The organism is Aeromonas sp. FDAARGOS 1404 (genome assembly GCF_019047085.1).
Taxonomy (GTDB): Bacteria; Pseudomonadota; Gammaproteobacteria; order Enterobacterales; family Aeromonadaceae; genus Aeromonas; species Aeromonas veronii.
This window is the reverse complement of record NZ_CP077237.1, coordinates 2,600,846-2,623,230: the sequence shown is the minus strand read 5'-3', so window position 1 is coordinate 2,623,230 and position 22,385 is coordinate 2,600,846. Positions and strand designations below refer to the sequence as shown.

Below are 22,385 nucleotides of genomic sequence, written 5' to 3'. Positions count from 1 at the left end.
CCAAAGATTAAGCGATTACGCTGGCTACAACACCGGCACCTACGGTACGGCCACCTTCACGGATAGCGAAACGCAGGCCGTCGTCCATCGCGATCGGGGCAATCAGGGTAACAACCATTTTGATGTTGTCGCCCGGCATTACCATCTCTACGCCTTCCGGCAGTTCGATGGTACCGGTCACGTCGGTAGTACGGAAGTAGAACTGCGGACGGTAGCCTTTGAAGAATGGGGTATGACGACCACCTTCTTCTTTGGACAGTACGTACACTTCAGATTCGAACTTGGTGTGCGGCTTGATAGAACCCGGCTTGGCCAGTACCTGACCACGCTCTACGTCTTCACGCTTAACACCACGCAGCAGCGCGCCGATGTTCTCGCCTGCACGACCTTCGTCCAGCAGCTTACGGAACATTTCAACACCGGTACAGGTGGTAGAAACGGTATCTTTGATACCAACGATTTCTACGGTCTCACCTACTTTAACGATACCGCGCTCTACACGACCGGTAACTACGGTACCACGGCCAGCGATAGAGAATACGTCTTCGATAGGCATCAGGAACGGCTGGTCAATCGCGCGCTCCGGCTCCGGGATGTAGGTATCCAGGTGGCCAGCCAGCTCGATGATCTTCTCTTCCCACTGAGCGTCGCCTTCCAGCGCTTTCAGTGCGGAACCACGAACTACCGGCAGGTCATCACCCGGGAAGTCGTACTCGGTCAGCAGTTCACGAACTTCCATCTCTACCAGTTCGAGCAGCTCTTCGTCATCAACCATGTCACACTTGTTCATGAACACGATCATGTACGGGATACCAACCTGACGACCCAGCAGGATGTGCTCACGAGTCTGCGGCATCGGGCCGTCAGTCGCTGCTACTACCAGGATCGCGCCGTCCATCTGGGCAGCACCGGTGATCATGTTTTTAACGTAGTCGGCGTGACCCGGGCAATCTACGTGCGCGTAGTGACGGGTAGCGGTGTCGTATTCTACGTGGGAGGTGTTGATGGTGATACCACGCTCACGCTCTTCCGGTGCCTTGTCGATCTGGTCGAAGGCGAAAGCTTTACCACCGAAGTGCTTGGCCAGCACGTTGGTGATAGCTGCAGTCAGGGTGGTTTTACCGTGGTCAACGTGGCCGATGGTACCCACGTTAACGTGCGGTTTATTACGCTCAAATTTTTCTTTAGACATGATCGTCCCTCTAAACTAACGCTGAGTACGCGGTGGCAAGCTAACCACAGAACAGTTTATATGATGGATTTGAATCTGGTGGGAAAGAGAGAGGTACTGATGGCTGGTTCGCTTGCCGAACTCACCCTAGGGTGCGGCTCTGCTAACGCCTGAGCCATATCAGCATCTTGGAGCGGGCAGCGGGAATCGAACCCGCATCATCAGCTTGGAAGGCTGAGGTAATAGCCATTATACGATGCCCGCATTTCTCTAACCCAAAGAACTCAAACCGCAGAGAAATATGGTGGAGGGAGAAGGATTCGAACCTTCGAAGGCAGAGCCGTCAGATTTACAGTCTGATCCCTTTGGCCGCTCGGGAACCCCTCCAGACGCCAGATTGTCACAACGGTAATTCTGCTTGCACCCGTTGTGTTTATCGCTTTTGCACGGCAAATAGACGACAGACAGTCAAGCGTCGCGCATTTTATTGTAAGGTTTTGGGGGATGCAACCATTGAACCCGGCAAAATATGCTTTATTGCTGGGAAGTTTGCAAAAAAGCGGGGGCAAACAAGCCAATCCTGCTGCGTCCCTTGTCGCTCCCCCACCCTTGGTGTATGGTCGCCGTGCCCAAGAAACAGTGATGACACCATGACGACAGAGCATAACCCCTATCTGCAATTCACCCGCGAACAATGGGCGTTATTGCGCGATTCGGTCCCCCTGACCCTGACCGAACACGATCTGCAGACCCTGCGCGGGATCAACGAGAAGGTGTCATTGCGGGAAGTGGAAGAGATCTATCTGCCTCTCTCCCGCCTGCTCAATCTCTATGTCAAGGCCAAACAGCGTCGCAGCAGGGTGCTGGAGCAGTTCCTCGGCCAGTCCCGCGGCAAGGGCACCTATATCATCAGCATTGCCGGCAGCGTGGCGGGGGGCAAAAGCACCACGGCCCGTATTCTGCAGGCCCTGTTGGAGCGTTGGCCGGAACATCCGCGGGTGGAGCTGGTCACCACCGACGGCTTCCTCTATCCCAACAAGGTACTGGAAGAGCGCGGCCTGATGCGCCGCAAGGGGTTCCCTGAGTCCTACGACATTCGCCATCTGGTGGAGTTTGTCGCCAATATCCGCGCCGGTCACGAGAAGGTCGAAGCGCCGGTTTACTCCCACCTTATCTACGACATCATTCCCGATGAGAAGAAGGTGGTGGAGCAGCCGGACATCCTGATCCTGGAAGGGCTCAATGTGCTGCAAAGCGGCATGGATTACCCTCAGGAGCCCCATCGGGTCTTCGTGTCGGACTTCGTCGACTTCTCCATCTATGTGGATGCCGATGCCGAACTGCTGCGCACCTGGTATATCGAACGCTTCCTGAAATTCCGCAGCGGCGCCTTCTCGGATCCCGACTCCTACTTCCATAACTACGCCAAGCTGGCGGAGAGTGAGGCGACCCAGATCGCGAGCAACATCTGGCAAGATATCAACTATCTGAATTTGCAAGAAAATATCCTACCAACGCGTGAGCGAGCCAACCTGATCATGACCAAGGGCCATGAGCACGCCATCGAGCAGATCAAACTGCGCAAATGATGACAGCCATTGCCGGATAACGAAGAGGGGGCCCGCAGGCCCCCTCTTCTGTTTGGCATCATGAGTGGCCTTGCAGGCCCTCAGTCGCCCCGACGCAGGGAGAGCTCGCCCCCTAGATAGAATTTGATCCCTTCACCTGTCTCCAGTCGCAGGGCGCCACGATCGTCGATGCCACGGGCGATGCCGCGGATCTCCTGATCTCCCATCAGCAAGCGCACCGGACGGCCGGCAAAGTGATCGAGCCGATTCCACTCATCGACAAAGCTTGCCAACCCCTGTTGCTCAAAGGTGTGCAGCGCCCGCTGCAGATGGACGATCATCCGGGCCGCCAGTTGATTGCGATCCACCAGTTCCGGATTGATGTGGCGCAGCTCGGCCCAGGCCTGATCGATCTTCTCCCCTTCGCGGGCAGGCATCGCCAGATTGAGACCGATGCCGATCACCAGATGACAGCTGGCCCCGGCGCTACCGCTCATCTCTACCAGAATGCCCGCCAGCTTGCGGCCCTGATAGTAGAGGTCGTTCGGCCACTTGAGCTCGACCCCCTGATAACCAAGGGACTCCAGCGCTTCAACCACTGCCACGCCGACCGCCAGACTCAGCCCCATGGCCGCCGCCATGCCTTGCTCGAGTCGCCAGTACATGCTGAGGATCAGCTGGCAACCAAACGGCGAAATCCAGGGTTTGCCACGACGACCGCGCCCGGCGGTCTGACACTCGGCCAGACAGCTCTCGCCAGAGCGCAGCTCATTGACCCGATCCAGCAGGTGTTGGTTGGTCGAGCCAATGACCGGAAAACAGTGCACCGGTGCCATCGGGGCCAGTGCCTGCAGCTGCGCCTCGTCATAGAGCGCCATCGGCACCGCCAGCCGGTAGCCCTTACCGGTCAGGCTAAAGAGATCCAGCCCCAGCTCCTTGAGCGCCGCCATGTGTTTGCTCACCGCCGCCCGGCTGATGCCGAGCTGCTCACCCAGCTGTTCGCCGGAGTGAAACTGGCCGTCGCTAAGCAGAGTGATCAAGGTCTGTCTGATGGGAGTAAGGGTCATGAGAGCACCTCGTCGAGCCAGGTTTCACCATGCGCACCCATAAAACGCACCTCGTGCTCCAGCACCACGCCAAACGTCTGCTCCACGCTGTCACGGACATGAGCCGCCAGCGCGATCAGCTCCATGGCACTGGCGCCCCCCAGATTGACCAGCACCAGCGCCTGCTCCTGATGAACAGCGGCGCGGCCAATGGCGAAACCTTTCAGCCCGCACTGATCGATGAGCCAGCCTGCCGCCAGCTTGGACTGCCCTTCGCCAGCCGGATAGCAGGGCATCTGCGGATAGCGCGACTTGAGCGACTCCGCCAGCGCGGCAGGCACCACCGGATTTTTGAAGAAGCTGCCCGCATTGCCGAGTACGGCGGGATCCGGCAGTTTGGCCATGCGGGTGGCACAGACGGTATCGAAGATGGCCTGCGCCGAAGGCGCGTCACCGAGCGCCGCCAGCGGGCCATAGCCCAGCACCGGTTGCCACGCCTTGGGCAGTGTGAGCCCGACTGCGGTGATCAGGTGGGAGTCCTGATACTCGTGCTTGAAGATGCTGTCACGATACCCGAAGCGGCACTCTGCCGCCGCGATCCGTTCAATCTCGCCACTCTGCCAGTTGAACGCCTCGACATAGGCGCAGAAGTCGGCCAGCTCAACGCCATAGGCACCGATGTTCTGCACCGGCGCCGCACCGACCGTGCCGGGAATAAGCGCCAGATTCTCCAGCCCGAACCAGCCCTGTTGCAAGGTATGGCGCACCAGCTGATGCCAATCTTCACCGGCCGCCACATGGAGCAACCAGTTATCGCCACCATCTTCAGCGGTAATCCCCTTGAGCCGGTTGAGCACCACCAGACCGAGAAAATCGGTGGTGAAAAGCATGTTGCTGCCGCCGCCCAGATTGAGGCGCGGCAGCTGGTTGAACTGCGGATCGGCACGCAGGGTCGCCAGATCGGCAACCTGCTCCACCTCGGCCAGCCAGAGGCAATACGCATCGAGGGCAAGGGTGTTGAGCTTCAACAAGGAGGCGTTGGCATTCAGTTTCATCGGTCTATCCCGGCTTGGTGCAAGGGCGCAGTCTACCTCAAGTTGCCCCATGACGAAAAACCCGAGCCCTTTTCGGGGGAATAGCAGTGGTTTAGAGTAGGCGACTTCAACTGCTGAGGAACAACTCATGAACAACCAGTTTGCCGTCATCGGCCTGGGCCTGTTTGGCAGCGCGCTGTGCGAAGAGCTGCAACGGCAAGATGCAGAAGTACTGGCCATCGATATCGACGAGAGCAAGACCCGGCAAATCGCCGCCCTCTGCAATCACGTTATCGTGGCGGATGCTACCGACGAGGCCACCGTAGCCGAGCTGGGACTGGCCAATTTCGATATCGTCTTCGTTGCCATCGGTGACAACCTGGAGACCAGCATCCTCACCACCCTCGTCTTGAAAGAGGCAGGCGTGAAGAAGGTGTGGGTCAAGGCGCGCGACAAGTTCCACGCCAAGATCCTGCAGAAAGTGGGCGCCGACAAGGTGATCAACCCGGAGTGGGACATGGGCCGCCGGGTCGCCCAGAGCATGCTGGACAACCGGCTGTTCGACTATCTGGAGCTGGGCCACGACATGGTGCTGACCGAGTTCGTGATTGGCCTGCAACAGAACGGCCGGGAACTGGGCGACTTCCACCTGCTGCAACAGAGCGATTTCCAGCTGCTCGCCATCAAGCGTGGTGATGTGCTGCACAACGTGCTGACCGGCAAGATGGAGCTGCAACTGGGCGACATCCTGATCCTGGCGGGCAACAAGCACGCTATCGACCACTGGCTCGAAACTCTATGATCAACTGGCGCAGCAGCTACGCCTTCGCCCTCCATCGGGAGCAGGACTCTCGCTGGAGCGAAGCCCGGCTGATCCTCGGCAGCTTTCTGATCATTCTGCTGATTGGCACCATCTTTCTGGTGCAACCCTCCAGCCACAATGGCGAGGTTACCTTCGTCAACGCCCTGTTTACCGCCACCTCGGCCATCAGCGTGACAGGTCTTGGCGTGGTGGATACCGGCACCGCCTTCACCCTGCAGGGGCAGATTTTCCTGCTGATGCTGATGGAGATCGGAGGTCTGGGCCAGATGACCATGACCCTGCTGCTGATCGCCATCTTCAGCAAGCGGGTCGGTCTGCGCCAGCAGGTGCTGGCCAAGGAGGCGCTGGGACAGGAGGGCTCGGTCAACATCATCCAGCTGGTCAAACGGATCGTGCTGTTCGCCTTTATCGCCCAGCTGATTGGCACCGGCATCATGGCGATCCGCTGGGTGCCCGAGATGGGGTGGGTGCACGGCCTCTATGTCAGCTTCTTCCACGCGGTCTCAGCCTTCAACAACGCCGGGTTTTCGCTGTTTGCCAACAACCTGATGGACTATAGGGACGACCCCATCATCAGCCTGACCATCGCCGGTCTGCTGATCCTGGGGGGGATCGGTTTTACCGTCATCGTCGATCTGGTGCGCAACCGCCGCTGGCGCAAGCTGAAGCTGCACAGCAAGCTGATGCTGCTGATGACCCCGGCGCTGCTGCTGGCCGGTACCCTGATGTTCTGGCTGCTGGAACACAACAACCCCGGCACCCTCGGCAAGGCCGGTGTCGGTGGCCAGCTGCTGGCTGCCTTCTTCCAGTCTGCCAGTGCCCGTACAGCCGGTTTCAATACCATAGATATCGGGCTGATGACCCCGGCGGCATTGCTGTTCCTGATGATGCTGATGTTTATCGGTGCCGGTGCCACCTCAACCGGTGGTGGTATCAAGGTCACCACCTTCGCCGTGGTGCTGCTGGCGACCAAGGCGTTTCTGACCAAACGGCCCCATGTCACCGCTTTTGGCCGCACCCTGTCGCCCCAGATCGTGACCCGCTCGCTGGCCATCATTATCGTCAGCACCATGGTGCTGATGCTGGCGATGTTCCTGCTGATGGTGACCGAGGATCTGCCGTTCGACAAAATCATGTTCGAGACCATCTCGGCATTTGCCACCGTCGGCCTCTCTACCGGCATCACCGCCTCCCTGAGCGAGCCGGGCAAGCTGATCCTGGTGCTGGTGATGATCTGCGGCCGTCTCGGCCCGCTGACCCTGGCCTTTATGCTGGCCCGCCCGGTCGAGACCCGCATCCGTTATCCGGAAGAGAACGTCTATACCGGCTGACCGGTTATGAAAACGGGGCCGCCACTGGCTGCCCCGTTTTTTTATTCGGCTTGTTGCTGCGCCTTGAGCCAGCGCCCCGGGCTCACCCCCAGCTCCCGCTCGAATGCCCGACCAAAGGCAACACTGCTGCTGTACCCCGCCCCCAGCGCCACCTGCACCATAGGCTCCCCCGCCAGTAGTTGCTGACAGGCTCGCGCCATGCGCCAGTGGGTCAGATAACCCAGCGGCGCTTGACCAACCCGCTCCTGAAACCTCGCAGCAAAGCGGGCCCGCGACATGCCGGCCTCCCGCGCCAGCGTGGCCACCGTCCAGGGTTCATCCCCACGCTGATGCATCACCGAGATCGCCTTGGCCAACTGGGGATCGGAAATACCTGCCAGCATCCCCTGCTGACACCCCCCTTGCTCGACCAGATGACGCAGCAGCAGGATCAACAGTACCTCCAGCAAGCGGGAGACCAGCGGATCCTGCCCGTAGCGGGGGTGAAACGCCTCGTCAAACAGCTGACTCAGCACCGGCGTCAGGGCAGGCAACTCCCTTAGCGGCAGCACCAGCGAGCCCGGTAATGCCAGTTGCAACGGCGATGCGCCCCCCTTGCCGAATGCGACATTGGCGCACACCAAATCGCAACCCCCCAACGTTCTGGGTTCAAGCTTGTGAGGACGCCCCCGAGGGAACAGGATCAGGGTCGGCTCCTCGAGCAGCAAGCTGGCGACCCCCTCTTCACGCAACATGACGGCGCCGCTGCGCAGCAGATGAAGATGTCCGCCACTCGGGTAATCATCACTGGAGGAGTTCTGGCACAGGTTGCCGGCGAAGAAGATCTTGGCTTCGGGGGAGGCATGAACCAACAGGGCAGAGAGCGGATCCATATTTGAGACGAATAGTATTTATTTGCAGACGATGAGTGATAAAACGTATCACGAATGACGGCACACTGTCTCCCGTACCTTCACTACCACAGGAGAAGATCATGAGCCGTATCCAACCCGTATCCCAGCCGCAACCCGCAGCCGCCCAGACCCTGGCCACCCTGCAACGCAATCTGGGCATGGCGCCCAACCTCTACGCCACCCTGGCCCACTCGCCAGCCCTGCTCAATGGCTTCCTGGGCTTTGCCGAGGCGCTTGGCAAGGGGCGCCTCACTGCCCGACAACGGGAGTTGCTGGCACTGGCCATAGGTCAAGCCAACGCCTGCCAATACTGTTTGTCTGCCCACACACTACTGGCGGGCAAGGCCGGATTCTCGGCTCAGGAGATCCGGGCTGCCCGGCTCGGCCAGGCCTCGGCTCCCCTTGATCACGCCCTGCTGCAACTGGCAACGGCACTGGTCAGTCAGCGCGGGGTGATCAGTGACGAGCAGCTTGCTAGCGCCCGTGCCGCAGGCGTAGATGACGAGCTGCTGCTGGAGGTGCTCGGCCAGGTGGTCGTCAATACCCTGACCAACTATGGCAACCACCTGGCAGCGACCGAGATCGACTTCCCGCCCGTCACTCTGACCCCTTAAACAAGGAGCCCCCCCCATGCAACAACATGACAAAGGCTTTCTGGTCGCCCTGGCGGGCGTGGTAATGACCCTGCTCTGGATCGGCGTCTTCAAGTTTACCCCGACAGAGGCAGCCGCCATCAAACCACTGGTAGCCAGCCACCCCTTGATGAGCTGGCTCTATGGCCCCCTGTCGGAACAGAGCGTATCGAACCTGATCGGGGTGGTCGAGATAGTGATCGCCATCGGACTGGTCGTGGGTCTGTGGCAACCTCGCATCGGTTACTGGTGCAGCATGGGGGCTATCGTCACCTTCCTGGCGACGCTGAGCTTCCTGCTGACCCTGACAGGTGTCTGGAAAGTGGTTGATGGCGTGCCAGTCACCGAGTTCTTCCTGTTCAAGGATCTGGTGTTTCTCGGTGTGGTGCTGCACTACCAGCACAGGATCCGTGCCAGCTTGTCCACTCAGGCAGCCTGACAACAATGCCTTTGGCGCCCAGGATGGGCGCCTTTTTTCGTTATGCCGCCCTGGTCTGGCGCTTGCTGGCCGTCTTGCGCGGTCGGGGCCCGCCAGTCGTGCTGGCCGCCGGACTCTTGCGCCTGGTAAAACGCCGCTTGCCGGCACCCGGCGCCTCCTTGGGCAGGGCGCTGAAGCTGGCGCCGGAGTCCTGCCGCGCCCCTTCAATCAGGCCGTTAAGCTGCTCGGTGAGCGGCCCCATAAACTGCTGGTAGCTGCCGTGGCGCTCGGCGATCTGGCCAAGGCTCTGCTCCCACAGCGCAGTCATATCCGGCGTGGTAGCGGTGGCTGGCAACGCCTGAACCAGCGCCCGCCCGGTCGGGGTCGCCTTGATGCTCTTGCCCTGACGCACCAGAAAGCGGCGCTTGAACAACAGGTCGATAATGCCTGCTCGGGTCGCTTCTGTGCCGAGGCCATCGGTGTCGCGCAGGGTCTTGCGGATCTCGGGATCCTGCACATAGCGGGCGATGCCGGTCATGGCCGCCAGCAGGGTGGCATCGGTGAACGACTTGGGCGGCTGGGTCATTTTCTCCTGCAGTTCGCCCCGCTCGCAGAGCAGTTGCTCTCCCTCTTTCAGGGCAGGCAGCGTGCCCGCCTTCTCTTCGTCGTCATCCTCTTCTACCCCGAGCAGTGCCTTCCAGCCCGCTTTGAGAATGCGCCGTGCCTTGGCCTGAAACAGACCACCGGCGATGCGCAGCAGCACCTTGCTGTCGTTGTATTCGAACGGGGGATAGAACTGCAGCAGGTACTGGCGGGCAATCAGGCCATAGAGCTTCGCCTCGTCGGCCCCCAGCGTACCGGGATTGCCCTGCTTCTCGGTGGGAATGATGGCGTGGTGGGCATCCACCTTGCTATCGTTCCACGCCTTGCTGCGGATCTTGCAGTCCGCCTCGGCAACTGCCTTGGCCAGCGCGGGCGCTGTGGCGGCGATGGCACCGCGCACCTGCTCGGCCCGCTTGAAATGGTCGGTCGGCAGATAGCGGCTGTCGGAGCGCGGATAGGTGATGAGCTTGTGACGCTCGTAGAGGCTCTGGCAGATATCGAGCACCCGCTTGGCATCCATGCCGAACCGCTTGGCGGCATCGATCTGCAGGCTGGAGAGGTTATAGGGCAGCGGCGCCGCCTGCTTGCGGGCCTGCTCCTCCACCGATTCGACCTGTGCGGGTTGGCCGTTGATCCGGCTCACCACCTTGTCGGCCAGCGCCCGGTTGAGCACCCGCCCCTCCTCGTCCTGCCATGGCAGACAGGCTTCCGATGGCAGCCACTTGGCGGTGAAGCGCTCATTGCTATCGGTCAGCAGATGGGCCAGCACCTCGTAGAAGGGTTTGGGGACGAAGGCCTCGATCTCGAGATCACGCCGCACCACCAGCCCGAGCAGCGGGGTCTGCACCCGACCAACCGAGAGCAGTTCACTGCAACCGGCCTTGCGCCCGAGCAGGGTATAGGCGCGGGTCATGTTGATGCCGTAGAGCCAGTCGGCCCGACTACGGGCCAGCGCGGAGACCGCCAGCGGCACGAACTCCTTGTTGTCTCTGAGCTTGTCGAGGGCGCGGCACACCGCGGGCGGGTTGAGATCGCTGATGAGGCAACGCTGCACCGGCTTGGTCTTCGGGTAACCGAGAAAGTCGATCACCTCGTCCACCAGCAGTTGCCCTTCCCGGTCCGGGTCACCGGCGTTGACCACGCAGTCCGCCTGCTTGATCAGCCGCTTGATGACGGTGAGCTGGGTTTTGGTCTTGGGCTTGGCCACCAGCTGCCACTGGGCGGGGATGATGGGGAGATGCTCCATCCGCCACTGCTTGAAGGCAGCGTCATAGGCATCGGGCTCGGCCTGCTCCAGCAGATGGCCGATACACCAGGTGACCACATCCCCCTGGGCTGTTTCGATAAAACCGTCGCCCTTCTTGTGGGGCTTGGGCAGGGCATCGGCAATGGCGCGGCCCAGCGTGGGCTTCTCGGCAATAAAGAGTCGCATCGGTGACTACCTGCAATACTGTATATGCAGACAGTATACAACTGCCACCGCGAAAGCCCAACTGCCCCTATTCGTCGAACGGGTGATCGTGGATGGCGGCAAACAGCCGCGCCTGATTGAGCAGCGGCGCATAGTGGAAGGCATTTTCGCCATCTTCCGCCAGCAGGTAGTCGGTCAGCTGTTCGCGCACAGCCTCTTGCAGGGTCTCCAGCTTCCACGGCTTGGCAAGGTAGTAGTGCAACCCCCCGCGATTGACCGCTTCGACGGTGGCCTCCAGCCCCGCTTGTCCGGTCAGCAGCAATTTGCGGCTGGCACGGGTGGAGGCTCGCCGGTTCAGCTCCACCAGAAAATCGACCCCCAGGGTTCCCGGCATGATGTGGTCACAGAGGATCAGCGCCAGCTTGTTACCGTCGCGCTCCCACTCCTCCACCACCGCTCGCGCCTCATCGACACTCTCGGCAGCCTCCAGTTCGAAGTGGGAACGGAACGGGGCGAGATCATGGATCACCGCATCCAGCACCTCACGCTCATCGTCCACACACAGGATCAGATAGTGTTTGTTCATTGCTCCTCCTTGGCGACATGGTTTGGCACGCCGCGCGATTGATGCTGGCGACGGCTCAGGCAGCATGCTCCTTGTTGTGATGAGGTTCGCCCCCGTAACCGGCCTGCCCCATGCCGTCCAGCGGTAGACAGACCCGCATCCGGGTGTAACGGCCCGGTTCGGAGGCCACCTCGATCCGGCCGTGGTGCTGTTGCACTATCTGCAGCGAAACGCTCAGACCAATCCCGAGGCCGAAATGTCCCTCCCGCTTGGTGGTGAAGTTGAGATCGAAGATCCGCTGCCACAGCTCGGGCTCGATGCCGCAACCACTGTCCTCGATCTCTACCATGACCCACTCGGGATCCAGCAACCCGGTGCGGATGGTGAGTCGCCCCGGGCCGCTCATGGCATCCAGACTGTTGGCGATAAGGTTGGTCCACACCTGCTGCAGGGCGATGGGGTGACAGCGCACCAGCGGCAACGGCTGGTACTCCTTGCAGAGCTCATGATGCTTGAGGCGGTTTTCGAAAATCATCAGGGTATCTTCCAGTCCCTCGTGCAGGTCCACCAGCGAGGGGTCGAGCCGATCCTGCCGGGCATACTGCTTGAGGCTCTTGACCAGATCGCCGATGCGACGGGCACACACTTCGATATTGCGCAGGAAGCTGCCGGTCTGCTGGAACAGCTCCAGCCGGGAGAGCAGCGCCTCCCGCTCGTCGGCAGTGCGGCTGGCAAACCAGCGCTGCCAGTTCAGCTCGTCATCCAGATTCATCTGCACCGCCAGCCGCGCCTGCTGGCGGTCACCAAAGCGCCCCTCCGCCTGCCGGGTCTTGTCACGGATCTCGCTGGTCGAGACCGGCTGGGAGGAGAGCGCCTGACAGAGGGTCTGGTTGCCCAGACCCTTGATGGGGGCGGGCAGTTCGAGATTGACCAGATCGGGGATGGCGGCCCGCAGGGTCTCGCTGCCACGGATAATAGCCGCCACCGGGTTGTTCAGCTCGTGGGCGACACCGGCCACCAGCTGACCCAGCATCGCCATCTTTTCGCTCTCCACCAGCTGGGCGTGAGCGGCATCGAGGGAGTTGAGGGTCTGTTGCAGCCGCATCTCGGTGCGGATGCTGTTTTGCAGACGGCGGTTGAAGTGGCGCAGCAGCAGGTTGGTAAAGGAGGGGAGCAGTTCGCTGCGCGCCTGCATCACCCGGGAGAATTGCAGCTTATCGAGCTTGATCACCTCGGCACCGGTCAGAGTCACGCCGGTGGTGAAGGCGGGTTCTCCAGTCACAAATGACATGCCCCCCACCAACGAGCCGGTGCGGTAGTGCACCACCTCCTGATCGATCCCCTGCTCGTCCCGCTTGCGCAGCACCACCTCCCCCTTGGCGATAAACCAGAGGAAGCTGTTGGGCTCCCCCTCGCGGGTCAGCACATGGCCCGGGCTGTAGTGGCGGCAGACCCGCTCCTCGTCATTGCCCTCGAAAAACTGGTAGAGGCCGTCGATCACCACCCGCGACAGCTCTTCATCGCTGCAGTGGGTGTAATCCATAAAGCCCTGCCGATAGGCTGCCAACTGGCGATCGACATGGGCTCGCAGCAGCTTCTGGTTGTCGAGCACGGCGGCATAGCTCAGCAGATCCGCCTCGGGACGCTGCAATACAAAGTGGCTCGCCTGCTCGATCACCGCCCGGCGCAGGCTGCCATCGCGCCAAGGGCGTTGCAGGTAGTAGTCGAGACGACCTAGGTTCACCGCCTCGATGATCGACTTCATCTCCGGCTGGCTGCCCAGCAGGATCTTGCGGCACGCCTCGTGACGGCTGCCGAGGCGGATCAGAAAATCAGCCCCTCGCCCATCCCCCAGCTCGCTGTCACACACCACCACTGCGGGTGGCTGCCCCTTTCGATCCAGTTCGTCCAAGGCCAGCTCCGCCGCCCCCTGACCGACTACCACCACCAGCGCGAAATGGCCGAGCAGCGGAGCCAACTCCTGTTCGAATTCGGCCAGCAGTTGCACGTTGGCGGCGACACACAGCAGTGAGAAAGGGCTCATCAGCGACACTCCGTTGAGGCTCACTGCTCACTATATCAGCGAATCTTGTGGGGTTTTGCGAGGGGGCTAACAGCTGTCGCGGAAAGTGCACAAATAAATAAAACAGAAAAAACTGAATTTAATTCGATAAATATGCAAACAACAAAACAAAAGACAAAATGTGACAACAATCAAAAATATAAACCATGATGGAGGTCAACGCCTTATCCCTATCATTACTACTACTATTGGACTAGTACTATGTAGGTAATTATTGACCGTAGGAAAACGCCGCCATGATTGGAAAACTGATAAGAAAAACCTGGTTCTGGCTCCTGCTGCTCGGGGCCCTGCTGGGTGTCGCGGCACTGGGTGTCACCGTGACCGTGCTGCACAAGACCAGCTCCACCGAATTCTGCGTCTCCTGCCACTCCATGCAGACTCCGCTCGCCGAGTATCAGGGCAGTGTCCACTTCCAGAACACCAAGGGGATCCGCGCCGAGTGCGCCGACTGCCACATCCCGGGCGACCCCACCTCCTACCTGTGGACCAAGATCCGCGCCGTGAAGGATATCTATCACGAGGCGATCGGCACGCTGGATACCCCGGAAAAGTATGAAGCCCACAAGCTGCGGATGGCCCAGTCCGTCTGGGACGAGCTGAAAGCCAACGACTCCGCCACCTGCCGCAGCTGCCACAGCTACGAGGCGATGGATATTCTGGCCCAGCGCCCCAATGCCCGTGCCGAGCACCCGATCGCCATCAAGGAAGGCCAGACCTGTATCGACTGCCACCGTGGTGTCGCCCACATCATGCCTGACATGAGCGGCCTGGCTGCCGCCGGTGCCAGCGAGCTGGCGCAGGCTGCGGCCCAGACTCCGGCCAACGTCACCACCCGCTACGCCATCGCCACCACCCCGCTGTTCCTCGATGCCGCCGCCAAGACCGACGAAGGCACCCTGATGCCCTCCACCAAGGTGGAAGTGCTGGCCAACGAAAACGGCCGCGCCAAGGTGCAGATCGAAGGCTGGCAACAGGATGGTGTGAGCGAAGTGTTCTACGCCGCACCGGGCAAACGGATCCTCAGCGTACTGGTCGGCGATGCCGCCAAGAAAGCGCTGGTCACCGGCCAGAGCGAAACCGACAGCGCCACCAACCTCACCTGGCATCAGGTCAAGCTGACCGCCTGGGTCGACCAGAGCCAGCTTATCGGCGATCAGGGCAAGCTGTGGCAATACGCCTCCACCCTGATGTCCAACAACTGTACCGGTTGCCACGGCCTCACCGCGCTGGATCACTTCAACGCCAACCAGTGGATCGGCGTCATCAAGGGGATGGAATCTCGTACCTCCCTGACCCCGGAACAGGCTCGCATGTTGACCCAGTATGTCCAGAAACACGCCAGTGACATGAGCGCGGCCCACTAAGGCTGGCACAGAGGAAAACCGTTATGACTTTTTTCAATGACAACAAGACCAATCTGTCCCGCCGCAACCTGCTCAAGGGGCTCGGCGCCTGCGCAGCCCTGCCCCTGCTCGGCGGCATTTTTCCCAAGAGTGCGCTGGCACAAGCCATCAGCACCGCATTGAGCCAATTCCCGACCCTGGTGCCCGCCCAGAAGGGTATTCTGACCGGCGCCCACTGGGGTGCCTTCGAGGCGATCGTCGAAGATGGCCGCATGGTGCGCGTCCAGCCGGTAGCCGATGATCCGGCGCCGAACGATCTCATCGATACGGCGCCGTTCCAGGTGCACGCCAAGAACCGCATCAAATATCCCATGGTTCGCAAGAGCTGGCTGGAGCACGGCCCGGGTGCCAAGCCCGAGCTGCGCGGTACCGACGAGTGGGTACGAGTGAGCTGGGACAAGGCGATTGAACTGGTGGCCGGTGAAATCCAGCGCGTGCAGAGTGACTTCGGTCCGCAGGCGATCCACGCCGGTTCCTACGGCTGGAAGAGTGTCGGCATGTTCCACAACAGCCGCACCCTGCTGCACCGCCTGATGAACCTCTCCGGCGGTTTCACCGGTTATGCCGGTGACTACTCCACCGGTGCGGCCCAAGTGATCATGTCCCACGTGATGGGCTCCATCGAGGTGTACGAGCAGCAGACCGCCTGGCCCAACGTGGTGGAGAACGCCGAACTGGTGGTGCTGTGGGGGGTCAACGCCCGGGTCACCCTGAAGAACAGCTGGAACATGCCGGATCACGAAGGTCAGGCCGGCTTCATGGCGCTGAAAGAGAAGGGCACCCGCGTCATCAGCATCGACCCCATCTACAACGAGACCGCCAAGCTGGTCGGTGCCGAGTGGATTGCGCCGAACGCCTACACCGACGTGGCCATGATGCTGGGTGTGGCCCACACCCTCTACAGCGAGAAGAAGCACGATCAGGCCTTCCTCGATCGCTATACCGTCGGCTTCGACAAGTTCCTGAACTACCTGCTCGGCAAGGATGACGGCCAACCGAAGAGCGCCGAATGGGCGAGCACCGTCTGCGGCGTCGATGCCAAGGTGATCCGCCAGCTGGCTCTCGACATGGCCGCCAAGCGCACCATGATCATGGCCGGTTGGGGGATGCAGCGTCAGCAACACGGCGAACAGCCGAACTGGATGCTGGTGACCCTGGCCTCCATGCTGGGCCAGATCGGCCTGCCGGGCGGCGGCTACGGCTTCAGCTACCACTACTCCTCCGGTGGCAGCCCCACCGCCAAGGGCGGCATTCTGGCGGGTATCTCCGCCGGCAACGCACCGAAGAACAGCCCGGCCCCGATCCCGGTGGCCCGCATCGCCGACTGTCTCGCCAACCCGGGCAAGACCATCGACTTCAACGGCCGCAAGGTGACCTATCCGGACATCAAGCTGATCTACGTGGCGGGCGGCAACCCCTTCCACCACCATCAGGACACCAACAACCTGCTGCAGGCGTGGCGCAAGCCGCAGACCGTGATCGTTCACGAGCCTTACTGGACCGCTACCGCCAAGCACGCCGATATCGTGCTGCCGGTCACCACCAGCTACGAGCGCAACGATCTGGAGATGGGCGGCGACTACTCCCAGCGCTATGTGTTCCCGATGCATCAGTGCGTGCCGCCCCAGTTTGAAGCCCGCAACGACTTCGACATCTTCAGCGCCATCGCCGCCAAGCTGGGCGTGCAGGAGCAATACACCGAAGGCAAAGACGAGATGCTGTGGCTCAAGCAGATGTACGACGGCATGGCGGCGCAGGCCCGTGGTGCCCGCGTGGCGCTGCCGCCGTTCAACATGTTCTGGGAGTCCAACAACTACATCCGCTTCCCGATCCCCGAGGCCAACCGCCAGTGGATCCGTCACGCCGATTTTCGCGAGAATCCGCTGCTCAACCCGCTCGGCACCCCGTCCGGCAAGATCGAGATCTTCTCCAACACGGTAGCCGGGATGGGTTACACCGACTGCGCCGGTCATCCCAAGTGGTATGAGCCCAAGGAGTGGGTGAAGAGCGAGGTGGCGGCGCGCTATCCGCTGTCGCTCAACACTTCCCACCCGACCCAGCGGCTGCACTCCCAGCTCGACAACACCCCGCTGCGGGACAAGTTCGCCATCGCCGACCGCGAGGCAATCATGATCCATCCGCTGGATGCCAAGGCTCGTGGCATCGCCCAGGGGGATCTGGTGCGCGCCTTCAACGAGCGCGGCCAGATTTTGGTGGGCGCCCTGCTCTCCGAGGATGTGCGCCAAGGGGTGGTGCGGATCTGCGAAGGGGCCTGGTATGACCCGGCCAAGCCGGGCGAAGCGGGCAGCATCTGCAAGAACGGCAACGTCAACTGCCTCACCTTCGACGAAGGCTCGTCCAGTCTGGCGCAGGGCAACTGCGGCCACATGGCCCAGCTGCAGATCGAGAAGTACACAGGCCCGGTGCTGGCCAACACCGCCCACGCGGTACCGGCCAACGGCTAAGGCGATTGCCACCCAATAAAAACGGCGCCATCAAGGCGCCGTTTCTTTATCTGCCTGCCAAAGCTCAGGCATGGTCGGGACGGGTTTAGAACTCCCCTTCCTCCATATACTCCTGCGCGCACTCAACCAGCTGCGGCCACAGCTCTTCCGGCACCCAGGCGTCCGGGTCATCTTCGTCCCCGTCGTACTGGCTCCAGAAATAGCGGCGCAGGCCGGAGGCAAACTCGTCGCTGATCTCGGCCAGCTCCGAGAGCGGCCCCAACCAGGCGATGCGACGCAGGCCGGAGGCGAGATCGTTGATGGCATCCATCAGGGTGCGATCGTCGAAGCTCTGCTCCACCAGCAGGGTGAAGCGCTCGCGCGCCTGCTCGGTCTGCTCCTCGTCCAGCTCGCCCACATCGGCCAGCAAGTCGACAAAATCTTCCAGAAGGAACGCGATCAGGCCATCCCTGTCTTCAAACCACTGGATCTGGGCGCCCTTGACCCCCAGCACAGAGGCATCAAACGAATCGTCAAGGTGACACAGTGCCCACGGATCGTCGGTCATGCTTCTCTTCCTCAGGCTAAAACAAATGCCATATGTTATGCCTAGCTCTCGACTCTTGCCACCTTGGGCAACGAGAGGGAGGCGGCCAGACCGCCCAGTTCGGCGCGGCCCATGATGAAACTGCCCCGATAGGCTTCCGCCAGATCGGAGACGATATTGAGGCCCAGGCCCGAGCCCGGCACCTTCTCGTCGAGCCGCACCCCGCGCAGCACCGCCTTGGCGATCTGATCCTCGCTCATGCCGGGGCCGTCATCCTCGATACGCAAGGTGATCCAGCCCCCCAGCTCGGCGCTGGAGATGCGCAGCTCGCTGGCAGACCACTTGAAGGCGTTCTCCAGCAAATTGCCCACCATCTCGTCGAAATCCTGCTCCTCCACCCCGACCGCCAGATTGGCGGGCACTTGCAGATCCACCGTCTTGCCCGGATAGAGGCGGGAGAAGGCGCGGCAGATATACTCCACCCGCGCCCGCACCGGGGTCGAGACCCCGAGGATCTTGGCAGCACCGGTCACCCGCGCCTTGCCGAGGTGGTAGTCGATATGGCGCTGGATCTGGTCGAGCTGCTCGCCGATGGCGGCCTGATCCTCCGGCGGCAACTGGGCCACCTGATTGCGCATGATGCTGAGCGGCGTCTTGAGGGCGTGGGCCAGATTGCCGGTGTGGGATCGCGCCCGCTGCAGCAGCTCGCCGTAGTGGTGCAGCAGCCGGTTGATATCCTCCACCAGCGGCTGGATCTCCAGCGGATAGCGCAGCCGGAATCCCTCCTGATGACCCTCGTGAACCCGCCCCAGTTCGCGGCGCAGCAGGTGCAGCGGCCGCAAGCCGTAGACGATCTGGAACATGAAGCCGAGCACCAGACCGGCGGCGGCAAAGCCGAGGCCGAGGAACAGGCTGATGCGGGTCTTGTTGAGGGTCTGGGTCAGGGCGCTGCTGTCCTTGGCCATCACCAGAGTGAACACCCGATCCGAGCCTGGCAGCAGTACGGTGCGGGTCATGATCAGCAGCGGCTCCTTGTTGGGCCCCTTGCCGACGAAGAGGTCGGGATCGCCAAACGCCGACTTGAGGCCGTCGCTCTTCAGATTGGTATCCCACAGGGAACGGGAGCGCCCCACCACATCGCGGCCCAACTCCAGCTGCCAGTAGTAGCCGGAGTAGGGTTGATTGAAGCGGGGATCGGAGAGGGAGCCGGTGACCACCGGCAGGCCGGTTTTGGCCACTTCCAGCCGGGAGAGCAGATCATAGAGCTGCAGGCGCAGGCCGTCGGCCTCCGCCTCCTGCCAGTAGTTGCGCATCATGGTCTGCAGGCTGAAACCGGTGGCGAACAGAAACAGCCCGCACCACACCAGCGCGATGGCGACCAGTCGCCCCCGCAGGGTTCTGACCAGCCTCATTCGTTGATCCGGTACCCGAGGCCGCGCACTGTCTCAATCAGATCGGGGTTGGTTTTCTTGCGGATCCGGCCGATGAACACCTCCACGGTATTGGAGTCACGGTCAAAATCCTGAGCATAGATGTGGTCGATCAGCTCGCTGCGCGACACCACCTTGCCCCGATGCTGCATCAGGTAACCCAGCACCCGGAACTCGTGGGCGGTCAGCTTGATGGGGGTTCCTTCGTACCACACCTGCGACGCCGCCATGTCGAGCCGCACTCCGCCAATCTCCAGAATGGAGCTGGCGTTACCCGCCGCCCGGCGCACCAGCGCATGGACCCGCGCTACCAGCTCGGCCACCTGGAACGGCTTGGTAAGGTAGTCATCGGCACCGGCGTTGAGCCCCTCTATCTTCTCGTGCAGCTGACCACGGGCGGTCAGCACCAGCACAGGGGTATCTATCCCCTTGCTGCGCCACTCCTTCAGCACGCTCAAGCCATCGCGCCCCGGCAGGCCGAGGTCGAGAATGATGGCGTCGTAGGGTTCGGTCTCACCGAGGAAACCGGCCTCGTTGCCATCGTGGCAGAGGTCGGTGACAAAGCCGGAGAGGCGCAGCTGTTCGGCCAGCTGACCAGCCAGAATTTTTTCGTCTTCAACAATCAGAATTCGCATGAACAGGCTTCCACACAGGGGTTATTCATCATCCTCGACCAGGGGCTTTGGCGGTTCGAACAACCGCTCCAGATGGTGGCCCTTGGCCCACACCAGCTCAAGGTTGTCGGCCCGATAGGCCACCTTGATCACGCTGTTTTCCCGATCGATGACTCGCAGTTCATAGAGCCAGATACCATCCTCTTCCCCCAGATCCACCCGCAACACCCGCACCGGCAATCTGGCCGCCACCTCCATCATTTCATGGAAGGGCCGAACCCGTCCCTCATGGACAGCTTGCTGCAGCATGGCTTCATCAGGCGTGACCGCCTGTGCCAGCAACGGCAGCAATAACCCAAGCAGAGGGAGCGCTCTATTCATGGATGATTCATCTCCAAAAACCTAACATAATGGCGTTTATAGTCTGCCAGCCATGAATCCGGAATGAATATGATCCCGCGCAGTTTCCTGCTGATCCTTTGCCTGTTGAGTGCCACAAGCTGGGCGGCCCAGAGCCGTCTCGACATGGCCGGGCTGGTCAAACTCCTGCTGGCGCAAGGGTATCACGACATTCGGGAAGTGGAGCTGGAAGGGGACAAATTCGAGGTCAAAACCCTCAATCGCCAGGATCAGAAGGTGCATCTCATCGTCGATGCCTACAGTGGCGAGATCAAACAACAAGAGGCCGATTAGGCCTCTTTTGCATTCCAGCGTCCCCGCATGGGACGCAGCAGCTTCTCCCGCCTCGGCCAGAGCAGGGCGCAGGCCAGCAGCAGGTAGATGAGGGGCTCCCCCCAACCGCTCTTGAGCGACCACCAGTAATGCACCGGCACCAGCAGGGCGATGGCATAGACCCAGTTGTGCAGCTTCTGCCATGCGGCACCCATGCGGCGCTGCAATACGGGCAGCGAGGTGATGCTGAGGGCGGCCAGCAGCAACAGGGCCACCATCCCCACCACGATATAGCTGCGCTTGACCAGCTCGCCGCCAATCAGCCCCCAGTCAAACTGCAGATCCAGCCCGAGCCAAGCCATGAAGTGGAGTAGCGCCCAGGCAAAACACCAGAGCCCGAGGGGACGGCGCAGCTTGATGAGCTGCCCCTGCCGCCAACGCTTGGCCAGCGGCGACACCAGCAGGGTGAGCAGCAGCAGGTTGAGCGCCCCCTTGCCGAGGTAGTGGATAAGCTCTGGCACCGGATCGCCCCCCAGCAGGCCTGCCGGAATGGCAAACCCCAGCCAGAGCAGGAAGCCGAGAGCGCCCAGATGCACCAGTGCCCGCAAGTCGTTGATATGGGCCGGTTTCAATCTCAGTACCATTGGCGCAGATCCATCCCCTGATAGAGCGAGGCGACTTCGTCACCATAGCCATTGAACATCAGGGTCGGCTGACGCTTGGCGCCAAACACTCCGCCCTCGCCAATGAAACGCTCGCTGGCCTGACTCCAGCGCGGGTGATCTACCTGCGGGTTGACGTTGGCGTAGAAGCCATATTCATTGGGTGCCAGCAGATTCCAGGTGGTCGGCGGCATATCCTCCACCAGCCGGATCGAGACGATACTCTTGATGCTCTTGAAGCCGTACTTCCACGGCACTACCAGCCGGATCGGCGCGCCATTCTGGGCGGGCAGGGTCTTGCCATAGAGCCCCATCGCAAGGAAAGAGAGAGGGTGCATCGCCTCGTCGATACGCAGCCCTTCGACGTAGGGATACTCGATGCCGCCCCCCAGACTGGAGGCCTGCCCCGGCAGCTGTTTCGGATCAAACAGGGTTTCGAAGGCGACAAACTTGGCACGACTGGTGGGCTCGGCACGGCGGATGATCTCCGCCAGCGAGATGCCATTCCAGGGCAGAACCATGGACCAGGCCTCGACGCAGCGCAGCCGGTAGATCCGCTCCTCCAGCTCGCTCTTGTTGATGAGATCCCACACATCGAGGGTAAAAGGCTTGGCCACCTCCCCCTCCACCTTGAGGGTCCAGGGTTCGGGCTTGAGGTAATGGCCGTTGCGAGCCGGGTCGGACTTGTCGGTGCCCAGCTCATAGAAGTTGTTGTAACTGGTGGCCTTCTCTTCCGGTGTCAGTACCAGATTGGCCGGGCGCTCGGCAGGCTTGCTGTTGAGCGGTTTGGTGGCTAACTGGGGAGCATCCTCTTTACCGCGCAGCAGATCGAGTACACCGGCCTGAGTGGGGAAAGCGAGGGTGGCGGCGCCCAGACCCAGCCCCTTGAGAATAAGGCGGCGGTCCTGATAGACGGCTTCCGGGGTGACATCCTGTTCGGTGAGGGGGTGGGCGGTACGACGCTTGATCAACATGAAAAACTCCCGGGGCTGAGTGAGGCAATATGGATAAGACCCGCCCCGGCAGATTTTT

Annotated in this window: 21 protein-coding genes and 2 tRNA genes; 8 read left to right on the top strand and 15 right to left on the bottom strand. The window is 61.4% G+C overall.

Annotation, left to right across the window (positions count from 1 at the left end):
• Positions 1–7: 7 nt before the first annotated feature.
• The 3 genes from tuf to I6L34_RS12195 all read right to left on the bottom strand — a co-directional run bounded on the left by tuf (position 8) and on the right by I6L34_RS12195 (position 1,558).
• Positions 8–1,192: an elongation factor Tu gene (gene tuf / locus I6L34_RS12205; protein ID WP_005339879.1), complete on the bottom strand. Its 1,185-nt coding sequence runs from the start codon at positions 1,190–1,192 to the stop codon at positions 8–10.
• 168 nt (positions 1,193–1,360) lie between these two features.
• A tRNA-Gly gene (locus I6L34_RS12200) sits at positions 1,361–1,435 on the bottom strand.
• A gap of 38 nt (positions 1,436–1,473) precedes the next feature.
• Positions 1,474–1,558 (bottom strand) — tRNA-Tyr (locus tag I6L34_RS12195).
• A gap of 263 nt (positions 1,559–1,821) precedes the next feature.
• Between I6L34_RS12195 and coaA the strand changes: the two genes are divergently transcribed.
• On the top strand, positions 1,822–2,760 hold the full coding sequence (gene coaA, locus I6L34_RS12190) for a type I pantothenate kinase (RefSeq protein WP_005339877.1): 939 nt from the start codon (positions 1,822–1,824) through the stop codon (positions 2,758–2,760).
• An 80-nt stretch (positions 2,761–2,840) separates the two neighbouring features.
• On the opposite strand, the gene birA is transcribed toward coaA, so the two are convergent.
• Together birA and murB are read right to left on the bottom strand one after the other, a co-directional pair.
• The gene (birA, locus tag I6L34_RS12185) at positions 2,841–3,806 is read right to left on the bottom strand and encodes a bifunctional biotin--[acetyl-CoA-carboxylase] ligase/biotin operon repressor BirA (protein ID WP_058058994.1); all 966 of its coding nucleotides are present in this window, start codon (positions 3,804–3,806) and stop codon (positions 2,841–2,843) included.
• Positions 3,803–4,840 (bottom strand): UDP-N-acetylmuramate dehydrogenase, encoded by a 1,038-nt coding sequence (gene murB, locus I6L34_RS12180; RefSeq protein WP_216954765.1) that lies wholly within the window; start codon positions 4,838–4,840, stop codon positions 3,803–3,805. Before murB ends, birA begins: the two co-directional genes overlap by 4 nt.
• 127 nt (positions 4,841–4,967) lie before the next feature.
• Between murB and I6L34_RS12175 the strand changes: the two genes are divergently transcribed.
• Together I6L34_RS12175 and I6L34_RS12170 are read left to right on the top strand one after the other, a co-directional pair.
• Positions 4,968–5,621: a TrkA family potassium uptake protein gene (locus I6L34_RS12175; RefSeq protein WP_005339863.1), complete on the top strand. Its 654-nt coding sequence runs from the start codon at positions 4,968–4,970 to the stop codon at positions 5,619–5,621.
• Positions 5,618–6,973, top strand: a complete 1,356-nt coding sequence (locus I6L34_RS12170) for a TrkH family potassium uptake protein (RefSeq protein ID WP_042082855.1) — start codon at positions 5,618–5,620, stop codon at positions 6,971–6,973. Before I6L34_RS12175 ends, I6L34_RS12170 begins: the two co-directional genes overlap by 4 nt.
• 41 nt (positions 6,974–7,014) lie before the next feature.
• Here I6L34_RS12170 and I6L34_RS12165 read toward each other — a convergent pair whose 3' ends face one another.
• Positions 7,015–7,845, bottom strand: coding sequence for an AraC family transcriptional regulator (locus tag I6L34_RS12165; RefSeq protein ID WP_216954764.1), 831 nt, complete (start codon positions 7,843–7,845; stop codon positions 7,015–7,017).
• A 101-nt stretch (positions 7,846–7,946) separates the two neighbouring features.
• On the opposite strand from I6L34_RS12165, the gene I6L34_RS12160 reads away from it, so the two are divergent.
• Both I6L34_RS12160 and I6L34_RS12155 read left to right on the top strand, forming a co-directional pair.
• Entirely contained in the window at positions 7,947–8,480 is a 534-nt protein-coding gene (locus tag I6L34_RS12160) for a carboxymuconolactone decarboxylase family protein (protein WP_216954763.1), read from the top strand.
• A gap of 16 nt (positions 8,481–8,496) precedes the next feature.
• Positions 8,497–8,937, top strand: coding sequence for a DUF417 family protein (locus I6L34_RS12155; protein WP_139461831.1), 441 nt, complete (start codon positions 8,497–8,499; stop codon positions 8,935–8,937).
• A 40-nt stretch (positions 8,938–8,977) separates the two neighbouring features.
• Here the strand turns inward: I6L34_RS12155 and I6L34_RS12150 are convergent, their stop codons facing one another.
• From I6L34_RS12150 to I6L34_RS12140, 3 genes are all read right to left on the bottom strand, one after another.
• Entirely contained in the window at positions 8,978–10,951 is a 1,974-nt protein-coding gene (locus tag I6L34_RS12150; protein ID WP_216954762.1) for a DNA topoisomerase III, read from the bottom strand.
• A gap of 67 nt (positions 10,952–11,018) precedes the next feature.
• A complete protein-coding gene (locus tag I6L34_RS12145; protein ID WP_005341867.1) occupies positions 11,019–11,516 on the bottom strand; it encodes a response regulator in 498 nt (165 codons plus the stop codon).
• Positions 11,517–11,571: 55 nt separating this feature from the next.
• Positions 11,572–13,539 carry an ATP-binding protein gene (locus I6L34_RS12140; RefSeq protein ID WP_216954761.1) on the bottom strand — a complete coding sequence of 656 codons (1,968 nt, stop codon included), beginning with the start codon at positions 13,537–13,539 and terminating at the stop codon, positions 11,572–11,574.
• A 275-nt stretch (positions 13,540–13,814) separates the two neighbouring features.
• Here I6L34_RS12140 and I6L34_RS12135 point away from each other — a divergent pair, with 275 nt between their 5' ends.
• Both I6L34_RS12135 and torA read left to right on the top strand, forming a co-directional pair.
• Positions 13,815–14,945 (top strand): NapC/NirT family cytochrome c, encoded by a 1,131-nt coding sequence (locus tag I6L34_RS12135; RefSeq protein WP_216954760.1) that lies wholly within the window; start codon positions 13,815–13,817, stop codon positions 14,943–14,945.
• A gap of 23 nt (positions 14,946–14,968) precedes the next feature.
• A complete protein-coding gene (gene torA, locus I6L34_RS12130) occupies positions 14,969–17,449 on the top strand; it encodes a trimethylamine-N-oxide reductase TorA (protein ID WP_216954759.1) in 2,481 nt (826 codons plus the stop codon).
• A gap of 85 nt (positions 17,450–17,534) precedes the next feature.
• On the opposite strand, the gene I6L34_RS12125 is transcribed toward torA, so the two are convergent.
• Genes I6L34_RS12125 through I6L34_RS12110 form a run of 4 tightly spaced genes read right to left on the bottom strand, consistent with a single transcriptional unit; the run spans position 17,535 to position 20,400 of the window.
• Positions 17,535–17,996, bottom strand: a complete 462-nt coding sequence (locus I6L34_RS12125; RefSeq protein ID WP_005339830.1) for a hypothetical protein — start codon at positions 17,994–17,996, stop codon at positions 17,535–17,537.
• A 41-nt stretch (positions 17,997–18,037) separates the two neighbouring features.
• The gene (locus I6L34_RS12120; RefSeq protein WP_005339828.1) at positions 18,038–19,387 is read right to left on the bottom strand and encodes a sensor histidine kinase; all 1,350 of its coding nucleotides are present in this window, start codon (positions 19,385–19,387) and stop codon (positions 18,038–18,040) included.
• A complete protein-coding gene (locus tag I6L34_RS12115) occupies positions 19,384–20,040 on the bottom strand; it encodes a response regulator transcription factor (RefSeq protein ID WP_005339826.1) in 657 nt (218 codons plus the stop codon). The genes I6L34_RS12120 and I6L34_RS12115 overlap by 4 nt, the downstream gene beginning before the upstream one ends.
• Before the next feature lie 21 nt (positions 20,041–20,061).
• On the bottom strand, positions 20,062–20,400 hold the full coding sequence (locus tag I6L34_RS12110) for a PepSY domain-containing protein (RefSeq protein WP_058056208.1): 339 nt from the start codon (positions 20,398–20,400) through the stop codon (positions 20,062–20,064).
• 63 nt (positions 20,401–20,463) lie between these two features.
• On the opposite strand from I6L34_RS12110, the gene I6L34_RS12105 reads away from it, so the two are divergent.
• Complete coding sequence (locus I6L34_RS12105) at positions 20,464–20,712, top strand: PepSY domain-containing protein (protein ID WP_058056209.1); 249 nt, start codon at positions 20,464–20,466, stop codon at positions 20,710–20,712.
• Here the strand turns inward: I6L34_RS12105 and msrQ are convergent.
• Positions 20,709–21,335 (bottom strand): protein-methionine-sulfoxide reductase heme-binding subunit MsrQ, encoded by a 627-nt coding sequence (gene msrQ / locus I6L34_RS12100; RefSeq protein ID WP_216954758.1) that lies wholly within the window; start codon positions 21,333–21,335, stop codon positions 20,709–20,711. The genes I6L34_RS12105 and msrQ overlap by 4 nt on opposite strands.
• On the bottom strand, positions 21,326–22,327 hold the full coding sequence (msrP, locus tag I6L34_RS12095) for a protein-methionine-sulfoxide reductase catalytic subunit MsrP (RefSeq protein WP_058056211.1): 1,002 nt from the start codon (positions 22,325–22,327) through the stop codon (positions 21,326–21,328). The genes msrQ and msrP overlap by 10 nt, the downstream gene beginning before the upstream one ends.
• Positions 22,328–22,385: the final 58 nt, after the last annotated feature.

Excerpts from the sequence above, each read along its gene's own strand:
- I6L34_RS12110 (WP_058056208.1), bottom strand. The coding sequence starts at position 20,400 with ATGAATAGAGCGCTCCCTCTGCTTGGGTTATTGCTGCCGTTGCTGGCA.
- birA (WP_058058994.1), bottom strand. The coding sequence starts at position 3,806 with ATGACCCTTACTCCCATCAGACAGACCTTGATCACTCTGCTTAGCGAC.
- coaA (WP_005339877.1), top strand. The coding sequence starts at position 1,822 with ATGACGACAGAGCATAACCCCTATCTGCAATTCACCCGCGAACAATGG.
- I6L34_RS12115 (WP_005339826.1), bottom strand. The coding sequence starts at position 20,040 with ATGCGAATTCTGATTGTTGAAGACGAAAAAATTCTGGCTGGTCAGCTG.
- I6L34_RS12105 (WP_058056209.1), top strand. The coding sequence starts at position 20,464 with ATGAATATGATCCCGCGCAGTTTCCTGCTGATCCTTTGCCTGTTGAGT.
- I6L34_RS12160 (WP_216954763.1), top strand. The coding sequence starts at position 7,947 with ATGAGCCGTATCCAACCCGTATCCCAGCCGCAACCCGCAGCCGCCCAG.
- I6L34_RS12150 (WP_216954762.1), bottom strand. The coding sequence starts at position 10,951 with ATGCGACTCTTTATTGCCGAGAAGCCCACGCTGGGCCGCGCCATTGCC.
- murB (WP_216954765.1), bottom strand. The coding sequence starts at position 4,840 with ATGAAACTGAATGCCAACGCCTCCTTGTTGAAGCTCAACACCCTTGCC.
- msrP (WP_058056211.1), bottom strand. The coding sequence starts at position 22,327 with ATGTTGATCAAGCGTCGTACCGCCCACCCCCTCACCGAACAGGATGTC.
- I6L34_RS12125 (WP_005339830.1), bottom strand. The coding sequence starts at position 17,996 with ATGACCGACGATCCGTGGGCACTGTGTCACCTTGACGATTCGTTTGAT.
- I6L34_RS12145 (WP_005341867.1), bottom strand. The coding sequence starts at position 11,516 with ATGAACAAACACTATCTGATCCTGTGTGTGGACGATGAGCGTGAGGTG.
- I6L34_RS12120 (WP_005339828.1), bottom strand. The coding sequence starts at position 19,387 with ATGAGGCTGGTCAGAACCCTGCGGGGGCGACTGGTCGCCATCGCGCTG.
- I6L34_RS12165 (WP_216954764.1), bottom strand. The coding sequence starts at position 7,845 with ATGGATCCGCTCTCTGCCCTGTTGGTTCATGCCTCCCCCGAAGCCAAG.
- I6L34_RS12140 (WP_216954761.1), bottom strand. The coding sequence starts at position 13,539 with ATGAGCCCTTTCTCACTGCTGTGTGTCGCCGCCAACGTGCAACTGCTG.
- I6L34_RS12135 (WP_216954760.1), top strand. The coding sequence starts at position 13,815 with ATGATTGGAAAACTGATAAGAAAAACCTGGTTCTGGCTCCTGCTGCTC.
- msrQ (WP_216954758.1), bottom strand. The coding sequence starts at position 21,335 with ATGGTACTGAGATTGAAACCGGCCCATATCAACGACTTGCGGGCACTG.
- I6L34_RS12175 (WP_005339863.1), top strand. The coding sequence starts at position 4,968 with ATGAACAACCAGTTTGCCGTCATCGGCCTGGGCCTGTTTGGCAGCGCG.
- torA (WP_216954759.1), top strand. The coding sequence starts at position 14,969 with ATGACTTTTTTCAATGACAACAAGACCAATCTGTCCCGCCGCAACCTG.
- I6L34_RS12155 (WP_139461831.1), top strand. The coding sequence starts at position 8,497 with ATGCAACAACATGACAAAGGCTTTCTGGTCGCCCTGGCGGGCGTGGTA.
- tuf (WP_005339879.1), bottom strand. The coding sequence starts at position 1,192 with ATGTCTAAAGAAAAATTTGAGCGTAATAAACCGCACGTTAACGTGGGT.
- I6L34_RS12170 (WP_042082855.1), top strand. The coding sequence starts at position 5,618 with ATGATCAACTGGCGCAGCAGCTACGCCTTCGCCCTCCATCGGGAGCAG.